The 19,443-nt window shown below is 64.1% G+C and carries 20 protein-coding genes; 16 read left to right on the top strand and 4 right to left on the bottom strand.

Going from position 1 to position 19,443, the window contains the following annotated elements; genetic code table 11:
• Window positions 1-54 precede the first annotated feature (54 nt).
• Window positions 55-834, bottom strand: coding sequence for a FadR/GntR family transcriptional regulator (locus tag AC3WS7_RS11830; protein WP_296469064.1), 780 nt, complete (start codon window positions 832-834; stop codon window positions 55-57).
• Window positions 835-918: 84 nt separating this feature from the next.
• On the opposite strand from AC3WS7_RS11830, the gene AC3WS7_RS11825 reads away from it, so the two are divergent.
• From AC3WS7_RS11825 to AC3WS7_RS11775, 11 genes are all read left to right on the top strand, one after another.
• A complete protein-coding gene (locus AC3WS7_RS11825; RefSeq protein WP_492656476.1) occupies window positions 919-1,746 on the top strand; it encodes an NAD-dependent epimerase/dehydratase family protein in 828 nt (275 codons plus the stop codon).
• Between the two features lie 7 nt (window positions 1,747-1,753).
• Window positions 1,754-2,656, top strand: coding sequence for an SMP-30/gluconolactonase/LRE family protein (locus tag AC3WS7_RS11820; RefSeq protein WP_296469061.1), 903 nt, complete (start codon window positions 1,754-1,756; stop codon window positions 2,654-2,656).
• Between the two features lie 42 nt (window positions 2,657-2,698).
• Entirely contained in the window at window positions 2,699-3,667 is a 969-nt protein-coding gene (locus tag AC3WS7_RS11815; protein ID WP_492656475.1) for a TRAP transporter substrate-binding protein, read from the top strand.
• A gap of 62 nt (window positions 3,668-3,729) precedes the next feature.
• The gene (locus AC3WS7_RS11810) at window positions 3,730-4,218 is read left to right on the top strand and encodes a TRAP transporter small permease (protein ID WP_492656474.1); all 489 of its coding nucleotides are present in this window, start codon (window positions 3,730-3,732) and stop codon (window positions 4,216-4,218) included.
• Window positions 4,209-5,501 carry a TRAP transporter large permease gene (locus tag AC3WS7_RS11805; RefSeq protein ID WP_492656473.1) on the top strand — a complete coding sequence of 431 codons (1,293 nt, stop codon included), beginning with the start codon at window positions 4,209-4,211 and terminating at the stop codon, window positions 5,499-5,501. Before AC3WS7_RS11810 ends, AC3WS7_RS11805 begins: the two co-directional genes overlap by 10 nt.
• A gap of 37 nt (window positions 5,502-5,538) precedes the next feature.
• Window positions 5,539-6,498: a Bug family tripartite tricarboxylate transporter substrate binding protein gene (locus AC3WS7_RS11800; RefSeq protein ID WP_296469051.1), complete on the top strand. Its 960-nt coding sequence runs from the start codon at window positions 5,539-5,541 to the stop codon at window positions 6,496-6,498.
• A 7-nt stretch (window positions 6,499-6,505) separates the two neighbouring features.
• Window positions 6,506-8,125: a galactarate dehydratase gene (gene garD / locus AC3WS7_RS11795; protein ID WP_492656472.1), complete on the top strand. Its 1,620-nt coding sequence runs from the start codon at window positions 6,506-6,508 to the stop codon at window positions 8,123-8,125.
• Window positions 8,126-8,164: 39 nt separating this feature from the next.
• The gene (gene garL / locus AC3WS7_RS11790) at window positions 8,165-8,947 is read left to right on the top strand and encodes a 2-dehydro-3-deoxyglucarate aldolase (protein ID WP_492656471.1); all 783 of its coding nucleotides are present in this window, start codon (window positions 8,165-8,167) and stop codon (window positions 8,945-8,947) included.
• Window positions 8,948-9,075: 128 nt separating this feature from the next.
• Window positions 9,076-9,963: a 2-hydroxy-3-oxopropionate reductase gene (locus tag AC3WS7_RS11785; RefSeq protein ID WP_492656470.1), complete on the top strand. Its 888-nt coding sequence runs from the start codon at window positions 9,076-9,078 to the stop codon at window positions 9,961-9,963.
• Window positions 9,964-9,967: 4 nt separating this feature from the next.
• Window positions 9,968-10,945: a TRAP transporter substrate-binding protein gene (locus tag AC3WS7_RS11780; protein WP_296469043.1), complete on the top strand. Its 978-nt coding sequence runs from the start codon at window positions 9,968-9,970 to the stop codon at window positions 10,943-10,945.
• A gap of 63 nt (window positions 10,946-11,008) precedes the next feature.
• Window positions 11,009-11,635 carry a LysE family translocator gene (locus AC3WS7_RS11775; protein ID WP_492656469.1) on the top strand — a complete coding sequence of 209 codons (627 nt, stop codon included), beginning with the start codon at window positions 11,009-11,011 and terminating at the stop codon, window positions 11,633-11,635.
• 16 nt (window positions 11,636-11,651) lie between these two features.
• Here AC3WS7_RS11775 and AC3WS7_RS11770 read toward each other — a convergent pair whose 3' ends face one another.
• Together AC3WS7_RS11770 and xdhC are read right to left on the bottom strand one after the other, a co-directional pair.
• Entirely contained in the window at window positions 11,652-12,884 is a 1,233-nt protein-coding gene (locus AC3WS7_RS11770) for a urate hydroxylase PuuD (protein ID WP_492656468.1), read from the bottom strand.
• A 24-nt stretch (window positions 12,885-12,908) separates the two neighbouring features.
• The gene (gene xdhC / locus AC3WS7_RS11765; protein WP_492656467.1) at window positions 12,909-13,733 is read right to left on the bottom strand and encodes a xanthine dehydrogenase accessory protein XdhC; all 825 of its coding nucleotides are present in this window, start codon (window positions 13,731-13,733) and stop codon (window positions 12,909-12,911) included.
• Window positions 13,734-13,822: 89 nt separating this feature from the next.
• Here xdhC and AC3WS7_RS11760 point away from each other — a divergent pair, with 89 nt between their 5' ends.
• Window positions 13,823-14,344 (top strand): energy transducer TonB, encoded by a 522-nt coding sequence (locus AC3WS7_RS11760; RefSeq protein ID WP_296469026.1) that lies wholly within the window; start codon window positions 13,823-13,825, stop codon window positions 14,342-14,344.
• On the opposite strand, the gene uraH is transcribed toward AC3WS7_RS11760, so the two are convergent.
• Window positions 14,345-14,710 carry a hydroxyisourate hydrolase gene (gene uraH / locus AC3WS7_RS11755; RefSeq protein WP_492656466.1) on the bottom strand — a complete coding sequence of 122 codons (366 nt, stop codon included), beginning with the start codon at window positions 14,708-14,710 and terminating at the stop codon, window positions 14,345-14,347. It lies immediately after the preceding gene.
• A gap of 67 nt (window positions 14,711-14,777) precedes the next feature.
• Here uraH and AC3WS7_RS11750 point away from each other — a divergent pair, with 67 nt between their 5' ends.
• Genes AC3WS7_RS11750 through AC3WS7_RS11735 form a run of 4 tightly spaced genes read left to right on the top strand, consistent with a single transcriptional unit; the run spans window position 14,778 to window position 19,408 of the window.
• A complete protein-coding gene (locus tag AC3WS7_RS11750; RefSeq protein WP_296469024.1) occupies window positions 14,778-15,419 on the top strand; it encodes a GntR family transcriptional regulator in 642 nt (213 codons plus the stop codon).
• Entirely contained in the window at window positions 15,416-16,354 is a 939-nt protein-coding gene (puuE, locus tag AC3WS7_RS11745) for an allantoinase PuuE (RefSeq protein ID WP_296469022.1), read from the top strand. Before AC3WS7_RS11750 ends, puuE begins: the two co-directional genes overlap by 4 nt.
• Window positions 16,355-16,359: 5 nt before the next feature.
• Window positions 16,360-18,168 (top strand): 2-oxo-4-hydroxy-4-carboxy-5-ureidoimidazoline decarboxylase, encoded by a 1,809-nt coding sequence (uraD, locus tag AC3WS7_RS11740; RefSeq protein WP_492656465.1) that lies wholly within the window; start codon window positions 16,360-16,362, stop codon window positions 18,166-18,168.
• Between the two features lie 7 nt (window positions 18,169-18,175).
• The gene (locus AC3WS7_RS11735) at window positions 18,176-19,408 is read left to right on the top strand and encodes a M20 family metallopeptidase (protein WP_492656464.1); all 1,233 of its coding nucleotides are present in this window, start codon (window positions 18,176-18,178) and stop codon (window positions 19,406-19,408) included.
• Window positions 19,409-19,443 lie beyond the last annotated feature (35 nt).

The following is a 19,443-nucleotide window of genomic DNA, read 5'->3' as shown; positions in this document are numbered from 1 at the left end:
GGGGCGCTCGAAGGAATGGGTGGGTGGCGCCCCTACACATCAGACATCATACAACTAAACCGCGTCGGGTTGGGACTTTCTGAGGCGGTCTTTGCTGTTGGCCAGGTGCGTGCGCATGGCCGCGCGGGCGGCATCGGCGTCCTGGTTGCGGATGGCGTTGAAGATGTATTCGTGCTCGCCGTGCACCCGGCGCAGGTAGTTCAAACGCCCCTCGGGCGCGCTGCTGGCGGTGTTGATCCGGGTGCGCGGAATGATCATGGTGCCCAGGTAGGTCATCAGGTCGGCAAAGTGGCGGTTGCCGGTGGCCTTGGCCACTTCCATATGGAAGCTGAAGTCAGAGGGCACGGCGTCCGAGTCTTCCAGAATGGAGGTCTGGAAGGCATCGAGCATGGCCTGCATGGCCTGCAAATTCGCCTCGGTGCGGCGCTGGGCGGCCAGGCCGGCGGCCTCAGTCTCCAGTGAAATACGCAGCTCCAGCAGGGCAATCACGTCGGCCACGGTGGCAAAGTCCACGTCAGCAATCTGGAAGTTGCCGCTGCTCTGGGGCGCCAGCGCAAAGGTGCCCACACCGTGCCGTGTTTCCACCAGGCGGTTGGCCTGCAGACGCGAAATGGCTTCGCGCACCACGGTGCGGCTCACGTCAAAGCGGGCCACGATTTCGGATTCGGTGGGCAACTTGGCACCGGGCGGGATGGCCCCTTCGCGGATGCTGGCGGCCAGGCTTTCCACCACTTCATTGACCAGACCTCGGGCGCGGCGCGGACGCGCCACATCCCCGACATCAGCAGGTGACGGTTGCGCGACGGAGGCTCTAGGGGTTTGCACTAGGTCCATGGAAAAGCCCTTGACTCGGTTGGAACAGGTGTTGACAATTTAACACATCAGACAACATACAACTGACAAGACAGCATACATTTCATGACGATCAAAGTACACCACACTTTGCTGATGACCGGTGCCGCAGGCGGCTTGGGCACGGCCATGCGCGAGCGCCTGAAGGCCAATTGCGAGGTGCTGCGCCTCTCCGACCGCGCCGATTTTGGCCCCGCACGTGCCGGCGAAGAAATCGCCCTGGCCGACCTGGCCGATGCCGCCGCCGTGGACGCCATGGTGCAGGGTTGTCAGGCCATCGTGCACTTTGGCGGCATTTCCGTCGAAGCCGCATTCGAGCCGATCATGCAGGCCAACATCCTGGGCGTCTACAACCTGTACGAAGCGGCCCGCAAGTTTGGCGTGAAGCGCGTGGTGTTTGCCAGCTCCAACCACGTGACCGGCTTTTACAAGCAGAGCGAAACCATCACGCTGAACCACCCGGCCCGCCCCGACAGCCTGTATGGCGTGAGCAAGGCGTTTGGTGAAGACCTGTCCCGCATGTATTACGACCGCTACGGCATCGAGACCGCCTGCGTGCGCATCGGCTCCTCGTTTGCCGAACCCCGGGACCGCCGCATGCTGGCCAGCTGGCTCAGCTTTGACGACCTGCACCGCCTGGTCACCGCCTGCCTGACCACGCCCATCCTGGGCCACACGGCGATCTTCGGCATGTCGGACAACGCGGTGGCCTGGTATGACAACAGCGCGGCCCGCCACGTGGGCTACGTGCCGCAGGACAGTTCGGACCCATTCCGCGAGGCCATCTATGCCCGCACTCCCCAGCCCGACATCACCGACCCTGCCGCGATCTACCAGGGTGGCGGCTTCCTGTTCCAGGGCGAGCCCATGACGGCCCACAAGGCTGGCAAGTAAACCGGCCATGACCGCTGTTTTTGCCATTTCCAGCGCTCGCGACCGGGTGGGCGAGTCGCCCGTGTGGTCGGTGGCCACCCAAGCCTTGTATTGGGTGGACATTGAGAGCCAGCGCATCCACCGCCTGGACTGGGCCACCCGTATCCAGCACAGCTGGGCGCTGGCCGAACGGGTGGGCTGTATTGCGCTGAGCACCCGCGGCACCGTGATTGCCGCCATGGAGAGCGGCATTTTTGAAGTGGAACTGCAGGACCCGCCCATGGCCCAGGTGAAATGCCTGGCCACCATCAGCCATCCGCAGCCCGGCATGCGCTTTAACGATGGCCGCTGCGACGCGCAAGGCCGCTTCTGGATCGGCACCATGGTGCGTGACATGGGTCTGGCCAGCCCTGCAGGCGGCATCTATTGCCTGGACACGCAAGGCCTGCGCGGCCCGGTGCTGCAGGGTTACATCACCCCCAACGGCATGGCCTTTAGCCCCGATGGGCACACCGCCTACCTGTCGGACTCACACCCCAGTGTGCAAAAGATCTGGCAGCACACCTTTGACGGCGCCACCGGCAGCTGGGGCCCACAGACCGCGTGGGTGGACATGCAGCCCCTGCCCGGCCGCCCCGATGGTGCCGCCGTGGATGCCGAAGGCTGCTACTGGATCTGTGGCAATGACGCGGGCCAGGTGCACCGCTTCAGCCCCACCGGCGCGCTGCTGCAGTCCATCGCCGTGCCCGTGAGCAAACCCGCCATGTGCGCGTTCGGCGGGCCCGAGCTGCGCCACCTGTTTGTCACCTCCATCCAGCCCGCCACGCCCGCCCCCGGCTTCGATGCCGCGCTGGACGGCGCCGTGCTGGTGCTGGAGCCCGGCGTGCAAGGCCGGCCCGAGCCCCTGTTTTCCCAGTTTCCCGTTCGATAGCTTTCCGTTCTTTCAACCAACCATCCCAAAGAGGAGACAAGCATGAAGTTCGTACCCACCGTCCTGGCCACCGCCATCAGTCTGTTGAGCATTGCGGCACACGCCACAGAGTTCAAATCGGCCGACATCCACAACTCGGATGACTACCCCACAGTCACCGCGGTCAAGTTCATGAGCGACGAGCTCAAGAAGGTCACCGGCGGCAAACACAGCATCAAGGTATTCAACAAGGGCGCCTTGGGCACCGAGAAGGAAACCATTGACCAGGTGAAGATTGGTGCGCTGGACATGGTGCGCGTCAACATCAGCCCGATGAACTCGGTCTGCGCCAAGACCAACATCCCGGTGCTGCCTTTCCTGTTCCGCTCGGTGGACCACCTGCACAAGGTGCTGGACGGCCCCATCGGTGAAGAAATTGCCAAGGACTGTGAAGCACAAGGCTTCGTTTTGCTGGCCTATTACGACTCTGGCGCCCGCTCCATCTACAGCAAGAAGCCTGTGCGCTCGGTCGCCGACACCAAGGGCATGAAGATCCGCGTGCAACAGTCCGACTTGTGGGTGGCGTTGACCGCTGCCATGGGTGCCAACCCCACTCCCATGCCTTTTGGTGAAGTGATGACCGCACTCAAGACCGGCATCATTGACGCCGCTGAAAACAACTACCCCTCCTATGGTTCTGGCAGCCGCCACTATGAAGCGGCCAAGTACTACAACAAGACCGAACACTCCATGGCCCCCGAAGTGCTGCTGTTCTCCAAGGCCGCCTTTGACAAGCTGCCCAAGGTTGAGCAAGACCAGATCCGTGCAGCGGCCAAAGCGTCGGTCGCATTCAACCGCACGGCCTGGGCTGCCTACGAGAAGAAAGAGTTCGACATGGTGAAGGCCGCCGGCACCGAAATCGTGGAAGTGGACAAGAAGTCCTTCCAGGACGTCATGGGCCCGGTGTATGACAAGTTCGCCAACACACCTGACATGAAACGCCTGGTGAAGGCCGTGCAAGACACCAAGTAAGCGTGTCGTTCCAACACCCCGGCCTTCTGCCGGGGTGTGTTTCCCATCCACCGGAGCTGTTCATGTATACCCGCTTCTGTGCCACCCTCTCCAAGCTCAGCCTGATGCTTGCGGTGGTTGGCCTCATCGTGCTCATCGCCTGCGTGCAATACCAGGTCATCGGGCGCTATGTGTTTAACGACACCCCCACCTGGGCAGAGGCATTGGCCTTGCTGCTGGTGCTCTATATCACCGCGCTGGGCGTGGCCGTGGGCGTGCGCGACGCGGGCCACATCGGCATGGATTCCATCATCAGCCTGCTGCCCGAGCGCATGCGGCTGAAACTGGAAATCCTGATCCACATCCTGGTCGGCATCTTTGGCGCGCTGATGGCCTACAACGGCTACATCTGGGCCGCCCTCAAATGGAACGACCAGAAACCCATGCTGCCCATTCCCTCCAGCATGGACTACGTGCCTCTCATCATTGCCGGCGTGCTGGTGGTGCTTTTTACGATTGAACATGTGATCGCCCTGCTGCAGGGCAAGGAAGTGGTGCCGGCATGGAACTGATAGTTTTGGGTGTGAGCTTCGGCTTGCTGTTGATCATCGGTGTGCCAGTGGGCTTCGCGGTCGGCCTGTCATCGGTCGCCACCATCATCACTGCCGGCTTGCCGGTCGCCGTGGTGTTCCAGAAGATGGTGGGGGGCATGCAGGTGTTCTCCTTCCTGGCCATCCCGTTTTTTATCTTTGCCGGTGAGCTGATGCTGCACGGTGGCATTGCCCACCGCATCGTGCGTTTTGCCAACAGCCTGGTGGGCCATGTACGCGGCGGCTTGGGCATGTCCAACGTGGTGGGCTGCACCTTGTTCGGCGGCGTCGCAGGTTCGCCGGTGGCGGACGTGTCCGCCATGGGCTCGGTGATGATTCCGCTGATGAAGAAGGAAGGCTACGACACCGACTACGCGGTGAACGTGACCACCCATGCATCCCTGGTCGGCGCCTTGATGCCGACCAGCCACAACCTGATTCTCTACACCCTGGCCACCGCAGGCATTGCGTCGGTCAGCGTGCTGAACATGATGCTCGCCTGTGTGGTGCCAGCCCTCTTGCTGACAGCTTTGAACCTGCTGGCAGCCTATGGCGTGGCCATCAAGCGCGGCTACCCCACACGCGGCGTATTCCCCGGCTGGGGTGAAGTCTTTAACAGCTTCATCGCCGCACTTCCGGGCTTGCTGATTGTGGGCATCATTCTGGGAGGCATCTTGTCCGGTGTCTTCACGGCCACGGAATCGGCCGCCACAGCGGTGCTCTGGGCCTTGCTGATCACCGTGGTGGCCTACCGTTCGCTGTCGTGGAAAGACTTCATCAAGTCCTGCGCCAAGGCGTGCAAAACCACTGGCGTGGTGTTGTTCCTGATCGGCATCTCCAGCGCTTTCGGCTACTTCCTCGCCATGTACGACGTGCCGGAACGCACCGGCGCACTGATGGCCTCGGTCACCCAGAACCCCTGGATGATTTTTCTGATGATCAATCTGGCTTTGTTCGTGCTGGGAACCTTCCTGGACATGGCGCCCACGCTGCTGATCTGCACCCCCATCTTCCTGCCGATTGCCCAGAAATTCGGCATGGACCCGACCCAGTTCGGCGTGGTGATGCTGCTCAATTGCGCCTTGGGCCTGAACACACCGCCGGTAGGTACGACCCAGGCGGTGGGGTGTGCCATCGGGGGCATCTCGATTGGTGCCGTCATGCGCTCCATCTGGCCGTTCTACGGCGCCCTGCTCGCCTGCATGATGCTCGTGACCTACGTGCCCGCGTTCTCGCTGTGGCTGCCCAAGCTCTTGCTGCACTGAACCCAAGACCCGACGTCTTTACCCCTGGAGAAACCGCATGAAAAAGCAACTGATCACCTTGCTCTTGGCCGCAGGCACCAGCTTGGGCGCCATGGCCTGGCCCGACAAGCCCATCACCCTGGTGGTGCCCTTCCCGCCCGGCGGCTCCACCGACCAGATCGCCCGCATCCTCTCGACCAAGATGGCCGAGAAAATGGGTGCTGGCGTGACCTTCGTGGTGGACAACAAGGCAGGTGCCACCGGCACCATTGGCGCAGGGTTTGTGGCCCGCGCACCGGCCGATGGCCACACCCTCTTGGTCGCCTCGCTGGGGCCCTTTGTGATTGCCCCCCATCTGGTCAAGGTGAGCTACGACGCGCTGAAAGACCTGGAGCCCATCACGATTGCGGTGCAAGCGCCCAACGTGTTGGTGGTGCCCGCGGCCTCCGAGCGCAAGTCGGTGGCCGAGGTCATCACCTACCTGAAAGCCAACCCCGACAAGATGAGCTTTGCCTCATCGGGCAACGGCAGCAGCGACCACCTGACCGCCGAACTGTTCTGGCAACAGACCGGCACCAGCGGCGTCCACATCCCCTACAAGGGCGGCGGCCCGGTGATGACCGACCTGCTGGGCAACCAGGTGGAGTCCTCGTTCATGAACATCAACACCGCCATGCCCCAGATCAAATCGGGCAAGCTGCGGGCACTGGCCATCACCAGCGCCAAACGCTCACCCCTGCTGCCCGATGTGCCCACGCTCGAAGAGAGCGGCGTGAAAGACGCCAACGTGAACTCCTGGCAAGCGCTGGCCGCACCACGGGGCCTGCCTGCGGATGTGAAAAAACGCCTGCTGGATGCCGCCGTGGCCTCCATCAAGGACCCCACCGTCGCCCCCAAGCTGCAAGAGCTGGGCTTTGAGCTGGTGCTGAACACGCCCGAGCAGTTCGCCGCCTTCCAGGCGCTGGAATTCGCGCGCTGGCAGAAGCTGATCAGCAGCCGCAACATCAAGGCGGACTGAGCCTCCTATGTCCTCAAGCCCCAGCTCGAACCCGCTGACGCCACGCTGCATCACCATGCATGCGGCGGACAACGTGGCCATCGTGGTCAATGACGGCGGCTTGCCGCCGGGCAGCGTTTTGCCCAGCGGCCTGACGCTGCTGGACCGCGTGCCACAAGGCCACAAGGTGGCGCTGGTGGCGATTGCCAAAGACGCCGCGGTGCTGCGCTACAACGTGCCGATTGGCTATGCCCTGAAAGACATTCCGGCCGGTGCCTGGGTGCACGAGCGCCTGCTGCACATGCCCGAGGCCCGGTCGCTGGCCGACCTGCCCCGTGCCACAGCGGCCGACTGGAATGCCGAGCCCCTGGAGGGCTACACCTTCGAGGGCTACCGCAACGCCGATGGCTCGGTGGGCACGCGCAACATCCTGGCCATCACCACCACGGTGCAATGTGTGGCCGGTGTGGTGGACTTTGCGGTGCAGCGCATCAAGGAGCAGCTGCTGCCGCGCTACCCGAATGTGGACGATGTGATTGGCCTGGAGCACGCCTATGGCTGCGGCGTGGCCATCGACGCGCCCGACGCCATCATCCCCATCCGCACGCTGCGCAACATCTCCAAAAACCCCAACTTTGGCGGCGAGGTGATGGTGGTGAGCCTGGGCTGCGAAAAGCTGCAACCCGAACGCCTGTTTCCCGCCGAGAAGCGCGCTATCGAAATAGTAGCTGCTCACACAGATAGCACGGGCGCTACAGGCACATTTGGCACTCAAACCGGGCCAGAGCTCGATGTGGTGTGCCTGCAGGCAGAGAAGCATGTGGGCTTCATGAGCATGATCGACTCGGTGCTGGCCAGCGCCGTGCCACACCTGGAGCGGCTCAATGCCCGCCAACGCGAAACCGTGCCCGCCAGCGAGCTGGTGGTAGGGGTGCAGTGTGGCGGCAGCGATGCGTTTTCGGGCGTAACCGCCAACCCGGCCGTGGGCTTTTGCACCGACCTGCTGGTGCGCGCCGGTGCCACGGTGATGTTCTCGGAGACCACCGAAGTGCGCGACGCCGTAGACCAGATGACCGCGCGCGCCACCACCCCCGAGATTGCCGATGCCATGGCCCGTGAGATGGCCTGGTACGACGCCTACCTGGGTCGCGGCCAGGCGGACCGCAGCGCCAACACCACGCCGGGCAACAAGGCCGGTGGCCTCTCCAACATCGTGGAGAAGGCCATGGGCTCCATCATCAAGTCCGGCACCGCGCCCATCAGCGGCGTGCTGTCGCCGGGCGAGAAGCTGCAGCACAAGGGCCTGCACTACGCGGCCACACCCGCCAGCGACTTCATCTGCGGCACGCTGCAGCTCGCTGCGGGCATGAACCTGCATGTGTTCACCACCGGCCGCGGCACGCCCTACGGCCTGGCCGAGGTACCCGTGATCAAAGTGGCCACCCGCACCGACCTGGCCCGCCGCTGGCACGACCTGATGGACGTGAACGCCGGGCGTGTTGCCGATGGTGACGCCACGATTGAAGACCTGGGCTGGGAGCTGTTCCGCCTGATGCTGGACGTGGCCAGCGGACGCAAAAAGACCTGGGCCGAACACTGGAAGCTGCACAACGCGCTGGTGCTGTTCAACCCGGCCCCCATCACCTGACCCCACACCAGAACGACCCGATTTCCTGAAGGCATTGCCATGACCTACCCTACCCCTTATCGCCCTTTTCCCAACCAGTTCAAGCAGGACCTGCTGGCCGGCAAACGCCTGATTGGCTGCTGGGCCTCGCTGGCCAGCCCCATCACCGCCGAGGTGCTGGGTGTGGCCGGTTTCGACTGGATTTTGTTGGACGGCGAACACTCGCCCAACGACGTGGTGACCTTTGTGCCCCAGCTCATGGCACTGAAGGACAGCGTGAGTGCGCCCTTTGTGCGCCCCACCAGCAACAACGCCATCGAAATCAAGCGCCTGCTGGACGCGGGCTTCTACAACTTCCTGGTGCCCTTTGTGCAGAACGCCGAAGAAGCCCAGCAGGCCGTGGCCGCCACCCGCTATCCGCCCGAAGGCATGCGCGGCGTCTCGGTGGCCCAGCGCAGCAACCGCTATGGCTCGGTGCCCAACTACTTCCAGGAGGCCAACCGCCACATGTGTGTGGCCGTGCAGATTGAAAGCCGCGAGGCGGTGGCCGCCAGCGGCGAGATTGCTGCCGTGCCTGGCGTGGACTGCATTTTTGTCGGCCCATCCGACCTGGCGGCCGGTTATGGCCACTTGGGCAATGCGGCGCACCCCGAAGTGCAAGCCGCCATTGCCCATGTGTTTGCCCAGGCCAAGGCCCATGGCAAGCCCACCGGCATCCTGGCGCCGGTAGAGGCCGATGCGCGCCGCTACATGGACATGGGCGCCACCTTTGTGGCGGTGGGCAGCGACCTGGGCGTGTTCCGCAACGCCACACAGGCCCTGCGCGACCGCTACCTTGGCTAACACTTCTTTTCTGGCCGGGAGACTGGGCGGCAGCGTGTTCTGCTCCGTGTCCCCCGCCCTTCGGGCTCCTCCTTGACCTGCGCAGAACTCGCTGCCACCCAGTCTTTTCACACCTTCACTGCAACACTATGAAAACTCTCGGATTTATCGGACTCGGCATCATGGGCGCGCCCATGGCGGGCCACCTCATCGCCGCCGGCCACACCGTCTACCTGAACACCCGCAGCGCAGTGCCTGCCGCACTGCTGGACGCGGGCGGCCACGCCTGCGCCAGCGCACAGGAAGTGGCGCAGAAGGCCGACATCATCTTCCTCATGCTGCCCGACACACCGGACGTGGAAGCCGTCTTGTTTGGCGCCAACGGCGTGGCAGCCGGCTTGAGCGCGGGCAAGACCGTGGTGGACATGAGCTCCATCTCGCCCATGGACACCAAGGCCTTTGCGGCCAAGATCAATGCGCTGGACTGCCAGTACATGGACGCCCCCGTGTCGGGTGGCGAAGTGGGCGCCAAGGCCGCCAGCCTGACCATCATGGTGGGCGCCGAAGAGGCCACCTTTAATGCCGTGTTGCCACTGCTGCAGCACATGGGCAAAAACATCACGCTGGTGGGCGGCAATGGCGACGGCCAGACCTGCAAGGTGGCCAACCAGATCATCGTGGCGCTGAACATCGCCGCCGTGGGCGAAGCCCTGCTGTTTGCCAGCAAGGCCGGGGCCGACCCCGCCAAGGTGCGCCAGGCGCTGATGGGCGGGTTTGCCTCCTCACGCATTCTGGAAGTGCATGGCGAGCGCATGGTCAAACGCACCTTCAACCCGGGCTTCCGCATTGGCCTGCACCAGAAAGACCTGGCGCTGGCGCTGAGCGGCGCCAAGACCCTGGGCCTGGCCCTGCCGCAAACCGCCGGTGCCGCCCAACTGATGCAGGTGTGCGCCGCCAACGGCATGGCTGGTCTGGACCACTCGGCCCTGGTGCGTGCGCTCGAAATCATGGGTGCCCACGAAGTCGCCCAAGCCTGACCCGATGGCAACCCCCTCCGCACGTCGCTGGGCCCTCGTCGGCCTGCTGGCCTTGGCCTGCGCCAGCGCGGGTGCGCAAACCAAGCTGCGCGCGTGGAACATCCACCCCGATGGCTACCCCGTCACCGAGGCAATGAAACGGTTTGCCAGCCTGGTGGCCCAGAACACGGGGGGGCGTTACCAGATTGAAATCTTCTCCAACGCCACCCTGGGCGACCAGCCCAAGGCGGTGCAGATGCTGAAGGCCGGCGAGGTGGATGTGGCCGAATTCAGCTCGGGCCCGCTGTCTGAAGCTGTGCCAGGCCTCAAGGCGCTGAACCTGCCGTTTTTGTTTACCGATTCGGCCCACATGTTCAAGCACCTGGACGGCAAGCTGGGCGAACGTTTTGCGGCCAAGCTGCAAGCCGCCGGTTTTGTGGTGCTGGGCTGGTACGACGGGGGCGGCCGCTCCTTTTATTGCGCCAGCCGCACGATCAACAGCTTCAAAGACCTGGCCGGTGCCCGCATCCGCGTGCAGCAGTCCGAGATTTACATCGAAATGGTGAAGCTGCTGGAAGCCACCCCGGTGGCCCTGCCTTTCAAGGACGTGCTGGGCGCGCTGGAACAAAACACGGTGGACTGTGCCGAGAACAACATGCCCTCGTTCGAATCCACCGGGCACTACAAGGTGGCCAAGTCGGTGTATGTGACCAACCACGTGGTCTCGCCCGAAGCGCTGGTGGTCTCCACCAAGCTGTGGGCCAGCCTGAGCCCGGCGGACAAGGCGGCGTTTCAGAAGGCAGGCCTTGAGTCTGCACTGCTGATGCGCGAGCTGTGGAACAAACGTGTGGCCTCCGCCATCGACACTGCCAGCAAACAGGGCGTGCAGTTTGTCCGTGTGAAAGACGTGGCCCCCATGGTGCGCCGGATGGCACCGATGTACGGCAAGTACATGGCCGACCCCAGCACCCGCGAAGAGCTGCTCACCATCATCGGCAACTGAGGGCGCACCAGGCGTTAGGATGGCAGGCCCTGCCCTCCTTTGCCGCGCCTGCGGCGTATCGCCATGCTTGCTCTGGACACCACGCTCACGTTTTTTGCCGCCTCCGTTCTGCTGGCCCTCTCGCCCGGGCCCGACAACGTATTTGTGCTGCTGCACTCGGCCGTGCATGGCCGCCGCGCCGGCCTGCTGGTGGTGCTGGGCCTGTGCAGCGGCCTGCTGTTTCACACCGCCGCCGTGGCGCTGGGCCTGGCCGCCGTGTTTGCAGCGTCGGCCACCGCCTTCACCGCGCTCAAGCTGTTGGGTGCGGGCTACCTGCTGTGGCTGGCATGGGGCGCCTGGCACGCACCGGTGGGCATTGCCGACACCACCACCCAAGCCGCCATGACGCCCTGGCAAACCTACCTGCGCGGCGTGATGATGAACATCACCAACCCCAAAGTGGCAATTTTCTTCCTGGCCTTTTTGCCCCAATTTGCCGACCCGGCCCGCGGCAGCATGGCGCTGCAAATCGTGCTGCTGGGCGGCGTCTTCATGCTGGCCGCGCTGCTCACCTTCAGCACCGTGGCCTGGTTCGCCGCCGGCTTCGGCCAGGTCTTCAAACGCTCACTGCGCGCCCAGCGCGCACTCAATCGCGTGGCCAGCGTGGTGTTTGTGGGCTTGGCGCTGCGGCTGGCGACGGCGCAGCGCTGAGTCCGAAGATCGACCGCTAATCGGTCTTCGCCCCCGCCTCAAACCACTGCTTCACCATCAGGCGCTCGGCGTCGGTGATGTTGGTGGCGTTGTTCATGGGCATGATCTTGGTGACCACCACTTGCTGGTACACGGCTTGGGCGTGGCTGGCCAGGGCCTGGGGGGAATCCAGGCGCACGTTTTTCATCTGCACGGCTTCGCCGTGGCACATGTAGCAGCGCTGGGCCAGCATGGGCTGCAATTCTTTATAGCCAATTGGGGCTGCAGTGCCCGTGGATACTGCGCCAGAAGCTCCTGAATTAATAGCACCTTGCGCAGGCGGTGCGGGCTTGAGCCAGACCAGCATGCCGAGGATGGCCACCACACCGGCCGCCGCATAGGGCCAGGGGTGGCTGTTGCGGCCCAGCTTGTAGCCATGGCGCAGCACAAAGAACTGGCGAATGGCGGCGCCCGCAAACATCATGACGATGAGCACCAGCCAGTTTTGCGGGTGGCTGTAGGTGAAGCTGTAGTGGTTGCTGAGCATGGCAAACAGCACGGGTAGCGTGAAGTAGGTGTTGTGCACACTGCGCTGTTTGCCGCGCCAACCGTGGATCGGGTCTACCGGCTCACCCGCCTTGATGCTGGCCACCATCTTGCGCTGGCCCGGAATGATCCAGTGCGCCACGTTGGCGCTCATGGTGGTTGCCATCATCGCCCCCACCAACAGGAATGCCGCGCGCCCGGCAAACCAATGGCAGGCCAGCCACGACGCGATGCACACCAGCACCGCCACCGCTGCGCCCACGATCAGGTCGCCGTTTTTGCGCTGCCCGAAGCGGCGGCAAATCTGGTCATACGCCAGCCAGAACACCACCAGAAACGCCAGCGCCACGGCAATGGCGGCATGCGGATGCCAGCCCATGACGGACTTGTCGATCAGGTAGGTGCCAGCGTTCCACAGATACGACACGGTGAACAGCGCGAAGCCGGTGAGCCAGGTGCTGTAGCTCTCCCAGTAAAACCAGTGCAGGTTCTCGGGCAGCTTGGGCGGCGCACCGGCAAACTTGACCGGGTGGTAGAAGCCCCCACCGTGCACGGCCCACAGCTCGCCGCTCACACCTTGTTTCTTCAGGTCATCCTCCACCGGCGGCGTGAGGCTGCTGTCCAGAAACACGAAGTAGAACGAAGAGCCGATCCAGGCGATGGCGGTGATGACGTGCACCCAGCGCAAGAGCAGGTTGGCCCAGTCGAGTAAATAGCTTTCCATGCGATGGTTCTCCTAGGATTCAGGTCAGGCCGCAGCCTTGGGTTCAGGGTCTTGCACTTGCAAGAGTTGGGCCGCCACGGCCACGGCAATCACCTCGGGGCGCTTGTCGTGGATACCGGGCACGCCAATGGGACAGGTGATGTGGGCCAGCGCGTCAGCACCAAAGCCACGCGCCTCCAGCCGGTGGCGAAAGGTCGCCCATTTGGTCTGGCTGCCAATCAGGCCGATGTAGGGCAGATCGCTCCGTGCACGCTGGCGCGCCAGGCAGGCGGCCACAATGTCCAGGTCTTCGGCGTGGCTGAAACTCATGATCAGCACGCGCGACTGCGGTGCCAGACCCGCCACTGCTGCTTGCACGGGGTCGGAGTGTTCGCAGTGCACGTTGTCCGGCACCACGGCCGGGAAAATGCCATCGCGGCTGTCGATCCACTCCACCGCAAAGGGCAGGTTGCCCAGCACGTCCACCAGCGCCTGGCCTACATGGCCGCCGCCAAACAGGGCCACCGGCGTGCGCGGTGGCTGCAAGCGCTGCAACACCGCGGTGCTGTCCTGTGCCGTGATGCGCTCAAATTGCAAGTGCACCTCGCCGCCACAACACTGGCCCAGGCTGGGGCCCAGTGCATAGCGCTGGGTAAAAGGCGCGGCACCCAATTGCAACAAATGATTGCGGGCTGTAGCGATGGCATCCAGCTCCAGCCGCCCACCGCCCACGGTGCCCAGCACCGCGTCGGCAAACACCGCCATCCATGCCCCGGCCTCGCGCGGCACCGAGCCGCGGCTGCTGTGCACACGCACCAGCACCGCATCGGCCTCGGCCAGTTGCACCAAGAGCTGGGGCAGCCATTTCACAATCGGATACCTTTTGCTGCAAAGCACAACGGGCGCAGGCCATAATTTGCCCCACAGTTCATCGGCAACGCACCGACCGGAGACACACCATGCACCGTATTTCGCATCCGCACCGCCACACGGCGTTCTGGCCACAGGCCATCGTAGGAGGCTTGTTGCTGGCCCTGGCGGGCTGCTCGAGCCCACCGCCCGCGCCCGCACCCGCCGCCAATGCACCCGTGGCGCCGCCCGTGGCTGTCGCCCCGCCGCCGCAGCCCGAGCCCGCCCACCGTTCGCAAGCCCCCACGCCGCGCGACTACCGGCGCGATGCAGCCGGCCACCTCTATTCGCGCAACACGCAGCGCATCTATGCGGGCAAGCTGCCGCCCTTGCTCTACGCCGTGGGTGTGCTGCAGGTGGACATTGACCGCATGGGCCAGGTCACCGATATCCGCTGGATGCGTGCGCCCAGCCATGCGCCCGAGGTGATGGCCGAGATCGAGCGCGCCGTGCGATCGGCCGCGCCCTTCCCCGCACCCGTGCGCATGGGCCGCGTGACCTACACAGACACCTGGCTGTGGCACAAAAGCGGACGTTTTCAATTGGACACCCTCACCGAAGGCCAGCTCTGATCACGAGCCCCGGTACGTGGAGTAGCTCCAGGGGCTGACCAGGAGGGGCACGTGGTAGTGCTGGTCCACATGGGCCACACCAAAGTCCAGGCTCACCTGGTTCAAAAAGTTGGGGGTGGGCAAGGCCACATTGCGGGCCTTGAAGTAGCCCGCCACCTCAAATACCAAGCGGTAGGTGCCCACGCGCAGGCTGGCGTTGTCGTACAGCGGGCCGTCGGGGTTGCGGCCATCGGCGTTCAGCACAAAGCGTTTCACCAGCGTGGCGGTCTCGCCCTGCGGGGTGGTGTGGGTGGTGTACAGCGCCACCGCCATGCCCGCAGCAGGCGTGCCGTGCATGGTGTCCAGTACATGTGTGCTCAAGCCCATGGCGCTGCCCTTTTGCTGAAAAATCCAAAGTGTATACACTTTTCGGCATTCTCGGTATCATGGCCGCATGGAGCCCACCACCACCAGTTTCATCGTCGATGCCATCACCCGGGCCATCGTGGAGCACCGGTTGGCACCGGGCACCAAGTTGGGTGAACAAAAGCTGGCCGACCAGTTTGGCGTCTCGCGCACACTGATCCGCCAGGCCCTGTTCCAGCTCTCGCAAAACCGGTTGATCCGCATGGAACCCGCACGGGGGGCATTTGTTGCAGCCCCGTCTGCGGCTGAAGCCCGCCAGGTGTTCGCCGTGCGCCGCATGCTGGAGTCCGGCATGGTCCGTGCATTCATCCAGAGCGCCACCGACTCCCACCTGAAAGCCCTGCGTGAACACATTGCCCAAGAGCAACAAGCCGTGCAGCGCGGCGATGTCTCCAGCCGCACCGAGCTGCTGGGCGATTTCCATGTCCGCATGGCGCAGCTCATGGGCAACGAGGTACTGGCCTTGCTGCTGATGGACCTGCTCTCGCGCTGCGCGCTGATCACGCTGATGTACCAGTCCAGCGCTGCGGCTGCGCATTCGCACGAAGAACACACGGCCATCGTTGATGCGCTCCAGGCGCGTGACGAGCCCCTGGCCCTGCGCCTGATGGATGAGCATCTGCACCACGTGGAAGCCGCCCTGACCCTGACACCTGCCCCCACACCATGAGCACCTACGACAGCACCCTCCCCTACCCCCGCGACCTGATTGGTTATGGCGAACACGTGCCCCACGCGCAGTGGCCCGGCCAGGCCCGTGTGGCCGTGCAGTTTGTCCTGAATTACGAAGAAGGCGGCGAAAACAGCGTGCTGCATGGCGACGCCGGCTCCGAACAGTTCTTGTCGGAAATGTTCAACCCCGCCAGCTATCCCGAGCGGCACATCAGCATGGAAGGCATTTACGAATACGGCTCGCGCGCGGGTGTGTGGCGCATCCTGCGTGAGTTTGAAAAACGCGGCCTGCCGCTCACCGTGTTTGGCGTCGGCATGGCGCTGGAGCGCCACCCCGAGCTGACGCGCCGCCTGGTGGAACTGGGCCACGAAATTGCCTGCCACGGCCACCGCTGGATCCACTACCAGAACATCGATGAAGCCACCGAGCGCGAGCACATGCAACTGGGCATGGCCGCTATCGAAAAGCTCACGGGCCAACGCGCGCTGGGCTGGTACACCGGCCGCGACAGCCCGCGCACGCGCCGCCTGGTGGCGGACTACGGTGGCTTTGAATACGACAGCGACTACTACGGCGACGACCTGCCCTTCTGGATGAAGGTGCAAAAAACCGACGGCAGCCTGGTGCCCCAGCTCATCGTGCCCTACACGCTGGACTGCAACGACATGCGCTTTGCCCTGCCCCAGGGTTATTCGCATGCGGACCCGTTTTTCCAGTACCTGAAAGACACCTTCGACGCGCTCTACGCCGAGGGCGACGAGCGCCCCAGCATGATGAGCATTGGCATGCACTGCCGCCTGCTGGGCCGCCCGGGCCGCATCACGGCGCTGCAGCGTTTTCTGGACCACATCGGCCAGCATGAGCGTGTGTGGGTGGCGCGGCGCATTGACATTGCGCGGCACTGGAAAGCCACGCACCCTTACGCCGGGTGAACACCATGGCCACACCGATCACCCTGGACCCACTCAACCACGCCACGCTGGATGAAGCCGTTGCGCTGTTGGACGGCCTGTACGAACACTCGCCCTGGATCGCGCGTGCGGCACTGGCCCAACGCCCATTTGTCTCACTGGCCCAGCTCAAACACGCCATGGTGCAAGCGGTGGCCAATGGCGGACGCGATGCGCAGCTGGCCTTGCTGCGCGCCCACCCCGAACTGGCCGGCAAGGCCATGGTGGACCAAAGCCTGACCGCGGAGAGCAGCCACGAACAAAGCAAGGCCGGCCTCACCCACTGCACGCCGGCCGAGTTCGACAAGATCCAGCAGCTCAACGCGCAGTACAACGCACGCTTTGGCTTCCCCTTCATCTTGGCGGTACGTGGCCCGCGCGGCACGGGTCTGAGCAAAGCCGAGATCATCGCCACGCTGGAGCGCCGCGTACAAGGCCACCCGGACTTTGAACTGGCTGAGTGCCTGCGCAACGTGCACCGCATTGCCGAGATTCGCCTGAACGACAAATTTGGCTACGTGCCGGTGCAAGGCCACCAGGTGTGGGACTGGCAGGAGGCACTGGCCCAGCACACCGACCCCGGCTACGCCGAGCTGGGCCAACTTACCGTGACCTACCTGACGGATGCGCACCTCGCCTGCGCCCGCCAGATCCAGGCCGACATGCTGGCTGCCGGTTGCGACAGTGCCACCATCGACGCCGTGGGAAACGTGGTGGGTCGCTATGAAAATGATAGCTACTCGCGCATATCGGACGGGCGCCAGATCCCTATTTCATCCAAAACTCTGCTCACCGGCAGCCACTTTGATACGGTACGCAACGGCGGCAAGTACGACGGCCGTCTGGGCATCTACGTGCCGCTGGCCTGCGTGCAAGCGCTCAAGGCCCAAGGCCAGCGCCTGCCGTATGCGCTGGAGGTGGTGGCCTTTGCCGAGGAAGAGGGCCAGCGCTACAAGGCCACCTTTCTGGGCTCGGGCGCGCTCACCGGCGACTTTGACCCCGTCTGGCTGGACCAGACGGACGCGGACGGCATCGCCATGCGCGACGCCATGGCCAAGGCCGGGCTGGATGTAAATGCGATTCCCGCCATCCGCCGCAATGCGGCCGACTACCAGGGCTTTGTGGAAGTGCACATCGAGCAAGGCCCGGTGCTCAATGCGCTGGACATTCCGTTGGGCGTGGTCACCTCCATCAACGCCAGCGTGCGTTATGTGGGCGAGATCGTCGGCATGGCCAGCCACGCCGGCACCACGCCCATGGGCCAGCGCCGCGACGCGGCCGCAGCGGTGGCTGAGCTGGTGCTGCTGGTGGAACACCTGGCCGCCCAAGATGGCGACTCGGTAGGGACAGTTGGCCAGCTGCAAGTACCCAACGGGTCCATCAACGTGGTGCCGGGGCGCTGCCAGTTTTCGCTGGACTTGCGCGCGCCATCTGACGCACAGCGCGATGCACTGGAAGAGAAAGTGCTCACCGGCCTGCGCCTGATTTGCGAGCGCCGCGGCCTGCACCACAGCCTTACCCGCACCATGCAGGCCAGCGCCGCTCCCAGCGCGCCCGAATGGCAGCAACGCTGGGAAGCTGCGGTCACCGCACTGGGCGTGCCCCTGCACCGCATGCCCAGCGGCGCCGGCCATGACGCCATGAAGCTGCACACCATCCTGCCGCAGGCCATGCTGTTTGTGCGCGGCCTGAACTCCGGCATCAGCCACAACCCGCTGGAATCCAGCACCAGCGACGACATGCAACTCGCCGTCGATGCCTTCAGCCACCTGCTGCATCAACTGGCCCAGAACTGACTCCACCATGACCACCCACTACCCACAACTCGACGCCTGGATTGACGCGCACTTTGACGAGCAAGTGCGCTTTCTGCAAGAACTGGTGCGCGTGCCCACCGACACCCCGCCCGGCAACAACGCCCCCCACGCAGACCGCACCGCCGAGCTGCTGGCCACCATGGGCCTGCAGGCCGAAAAACACAGCGTGCCCGCCAGCGAAGTACACGCCGCCGGCATGCAAAGCATCACCAACCTGGTGGTGCGCCGCCCTTACGCTGCCGGTGGCATCACCATCGGCCTGAATGCCCACGGCGACGTGGTGCCCCCTGGCGAAGGCTGGACCCATGACCCCTATGGTGGCGAGATTGCCGACGGCAACATGTACGGCCGCGCCACTGCGGTGAGCAAGAGCGATTTCTCCAGCTACACCTTTGCGGTGCGCGCGCTCGAATCGCTGGGCCTGCCGCTCAAGGGCGGCGTGGAACTGCTGTTCACCTACGACGAAGAATTTGGCGGCGAACTCGGCCCCGGCTGGTTGCTGGAAAAAGGCCTCACCAAGCCCGACCTGCTGCTGGCGGCAGGCTTTTCGTACCAGGTCATCACCGCGCACAACGGCTGCCTGCAAATGGAAGTGACGGTACACGGCAAGATGGCGCACGCCGCCATTCCCGAAAGTGGTGTGGACGCACTGCAAGGCGCAGTGCACATCCTCAACGCGCTGTATGCCCAAAACACGCTCTACAAACAGGTCACGTCGGATGTGGACGGCATCAACCACCCCTACCTGAACGTGGGCCGTATTGAAGGCGGCACCAACACCAACGTGGTCCCCGGCAAAGTGGTCTTCAAGCTGGACCGCCGCATGATCCCGGAAGAAAACCCCGCCGAAGTGGAAGCCTCCATCCGCAAGGTGATTGCCGATGCGGCAGCCCAAGTGCCCGGCATCACGGTGGATATCAAGCGCCTGCTGCTGGCCAACTCCATGCGCCCGCTGGCGGGCAACAAGCCTTTGGTGGATGCGCTGCAAAAACACGGCGAAGCGGTGTTTGGCGAACCCATCCCCGCCATGGGCACACCGCTCTATACCGATGTGCGCCTGTTTTCTGAGCGCGGCATCCCCGGCGTCATCTACGGCGCGGGCCCGCGCACGGTGCTGGAGTCGCACGCCAAGCGCGCCGATGAACGCGTGAGCCTGGACGATTTGCGTCGCGCTACCAAAGTGGTAGCAAGAACACTACTGGATTTGCTGAAGCCCTGAGCTTTGACGAAACGCCCCAAGATTGGGCATTTTTC

Source organism: Rhodoferax sp. EU05-FHT12H12 (assembly GCF_058791215.1).
This window is presented reverse-complemented; position numbering and strand designations above follow the sequence as displayed.

Coding starts and splice junctions, on each gene's coding strand:
- garL (WP_492656471.1), top strand. CDS start 8,165: ATGACCTACCCTACCCCTTATCGCCCTTTTCCCAACCAGTTCAAGCAG.
- AC3WS7_RS11830 (WP_296469064.1), bottom strand. CDS start 834: ATGGACCTAGTGCAAACCCCTAGAGCCTCCGTCGCGCAACCGTCACCT.
- AC3WS7_RS11805 (WP_492656473.1), top strand. CDS start 4,209: ATGGAACTGATAGTTTTGGGTGTGAGCTTCGGCTTGCTGTTGATCATC.
- AC3WS7_RS11780 (WP_296469043.1), top strand. CDS start 9,968: ATGGCAACCCCCTCCGCACGTCGCTGGGCCCTCGTCGGCCTGCTGGCC.
- AC3WS7_RS11815 (WP_492656475.1), top strand. CDS start 2,699: ATGAAGTTCGTACCCACCGTCCTGGCCACCGCCATCAGTCTGTTGAGC.
- AC3WS7_RS11800 (WP_296469051.1), top strand. CDS start 5,539: ATGAAAAAGCAACTGATCACCTTGCTCTTGGCCGCAGGCACCAGCTTG.
- uraH (WP_492656466.1), bottom strand. CDS start 14,710: ATGGGCTTGAGCACACATGTACTGGACACCATGCACGGCACGCCTGCT.
- AC3WS7_RS11770 (WP_492656468.1), bottom strand. CDS start 12,884: ATGGAAAGCTATTTACTCGACTGGGCCAACCTGCTCTTGCGCTGGGTG.
- AC3WS7_RS11825 (WP_492656476.1), top strand. CDS start 919: ATGACGATCAAAGTACACCACACTTTGCTGATGACCGGTGCCGCAGGC.
- garD (WP_492656472.1), top strand. CDS start 6,506: ATGTCCTCAAGCCCCAGCTCGAACCCGCTGACGCCACGCTGCATCACC.
- AC3WS7_RS11810 (WP_492656474.1), top strand. CDS start 3,730: ATGTATACCCGCTTCTGTGCCACCCTCTCCAAGCTCAGCCTGATGCTT.
- AC3WS7_RS11760 (WP_296469026.1), top strand. CDS start 13,823: ATGCACCGTATTTCGCATCCGCACCGCCACACGGCGTTCTGGCCACAG.
- uraD (WP_492656465.1), top strand. CDS start 16,360: ATGGCCACACCGATCACCCTGGACCCACTCAACCACGCCACGCTGGAT.
- AC3WS7_RS11735 (WP_492656464.1), top strand. CDS start 18,176: ATGACCACCCACTACCCACAACTCGACGCCTGGATTGACGCGCACTTT.
- AC3WS7_RS11750 (WP_296469024.1), top strand. CDS start 14,778: ATGGAGCCCACCACCACCAGTTTCATCGTCGATGCCATCACCCGGGCC.
- puuE (WP_296469022.1), top strand. CDS start 15,416: ATGAGCACCTACGACAGCACCCTCCCCTACCCCCGCGACCTGATTGGT.
- AC3WS7_RS11775 (WP_492656469.1), top strand. CDS start 11,009: ATGCTTGCTCTGGACACCACGCTCACGTTTTTTGCCGCCTCCGTTCTG.
- AC3WS7_RS11785 (WP_492656470.1), top strand. CDS start 9,076: ATGAAAACTCTCGGATTTATCGGACTCGGCATCATGGGCGCGCCCATG.
- AC3WS7_RS11820 (WP_296469061.1), top strand. CDS start 1,754: ATGACCGCTGTTTTTGCCATTTCCAGCGCTCGCGACCGGGTGGGCGAG.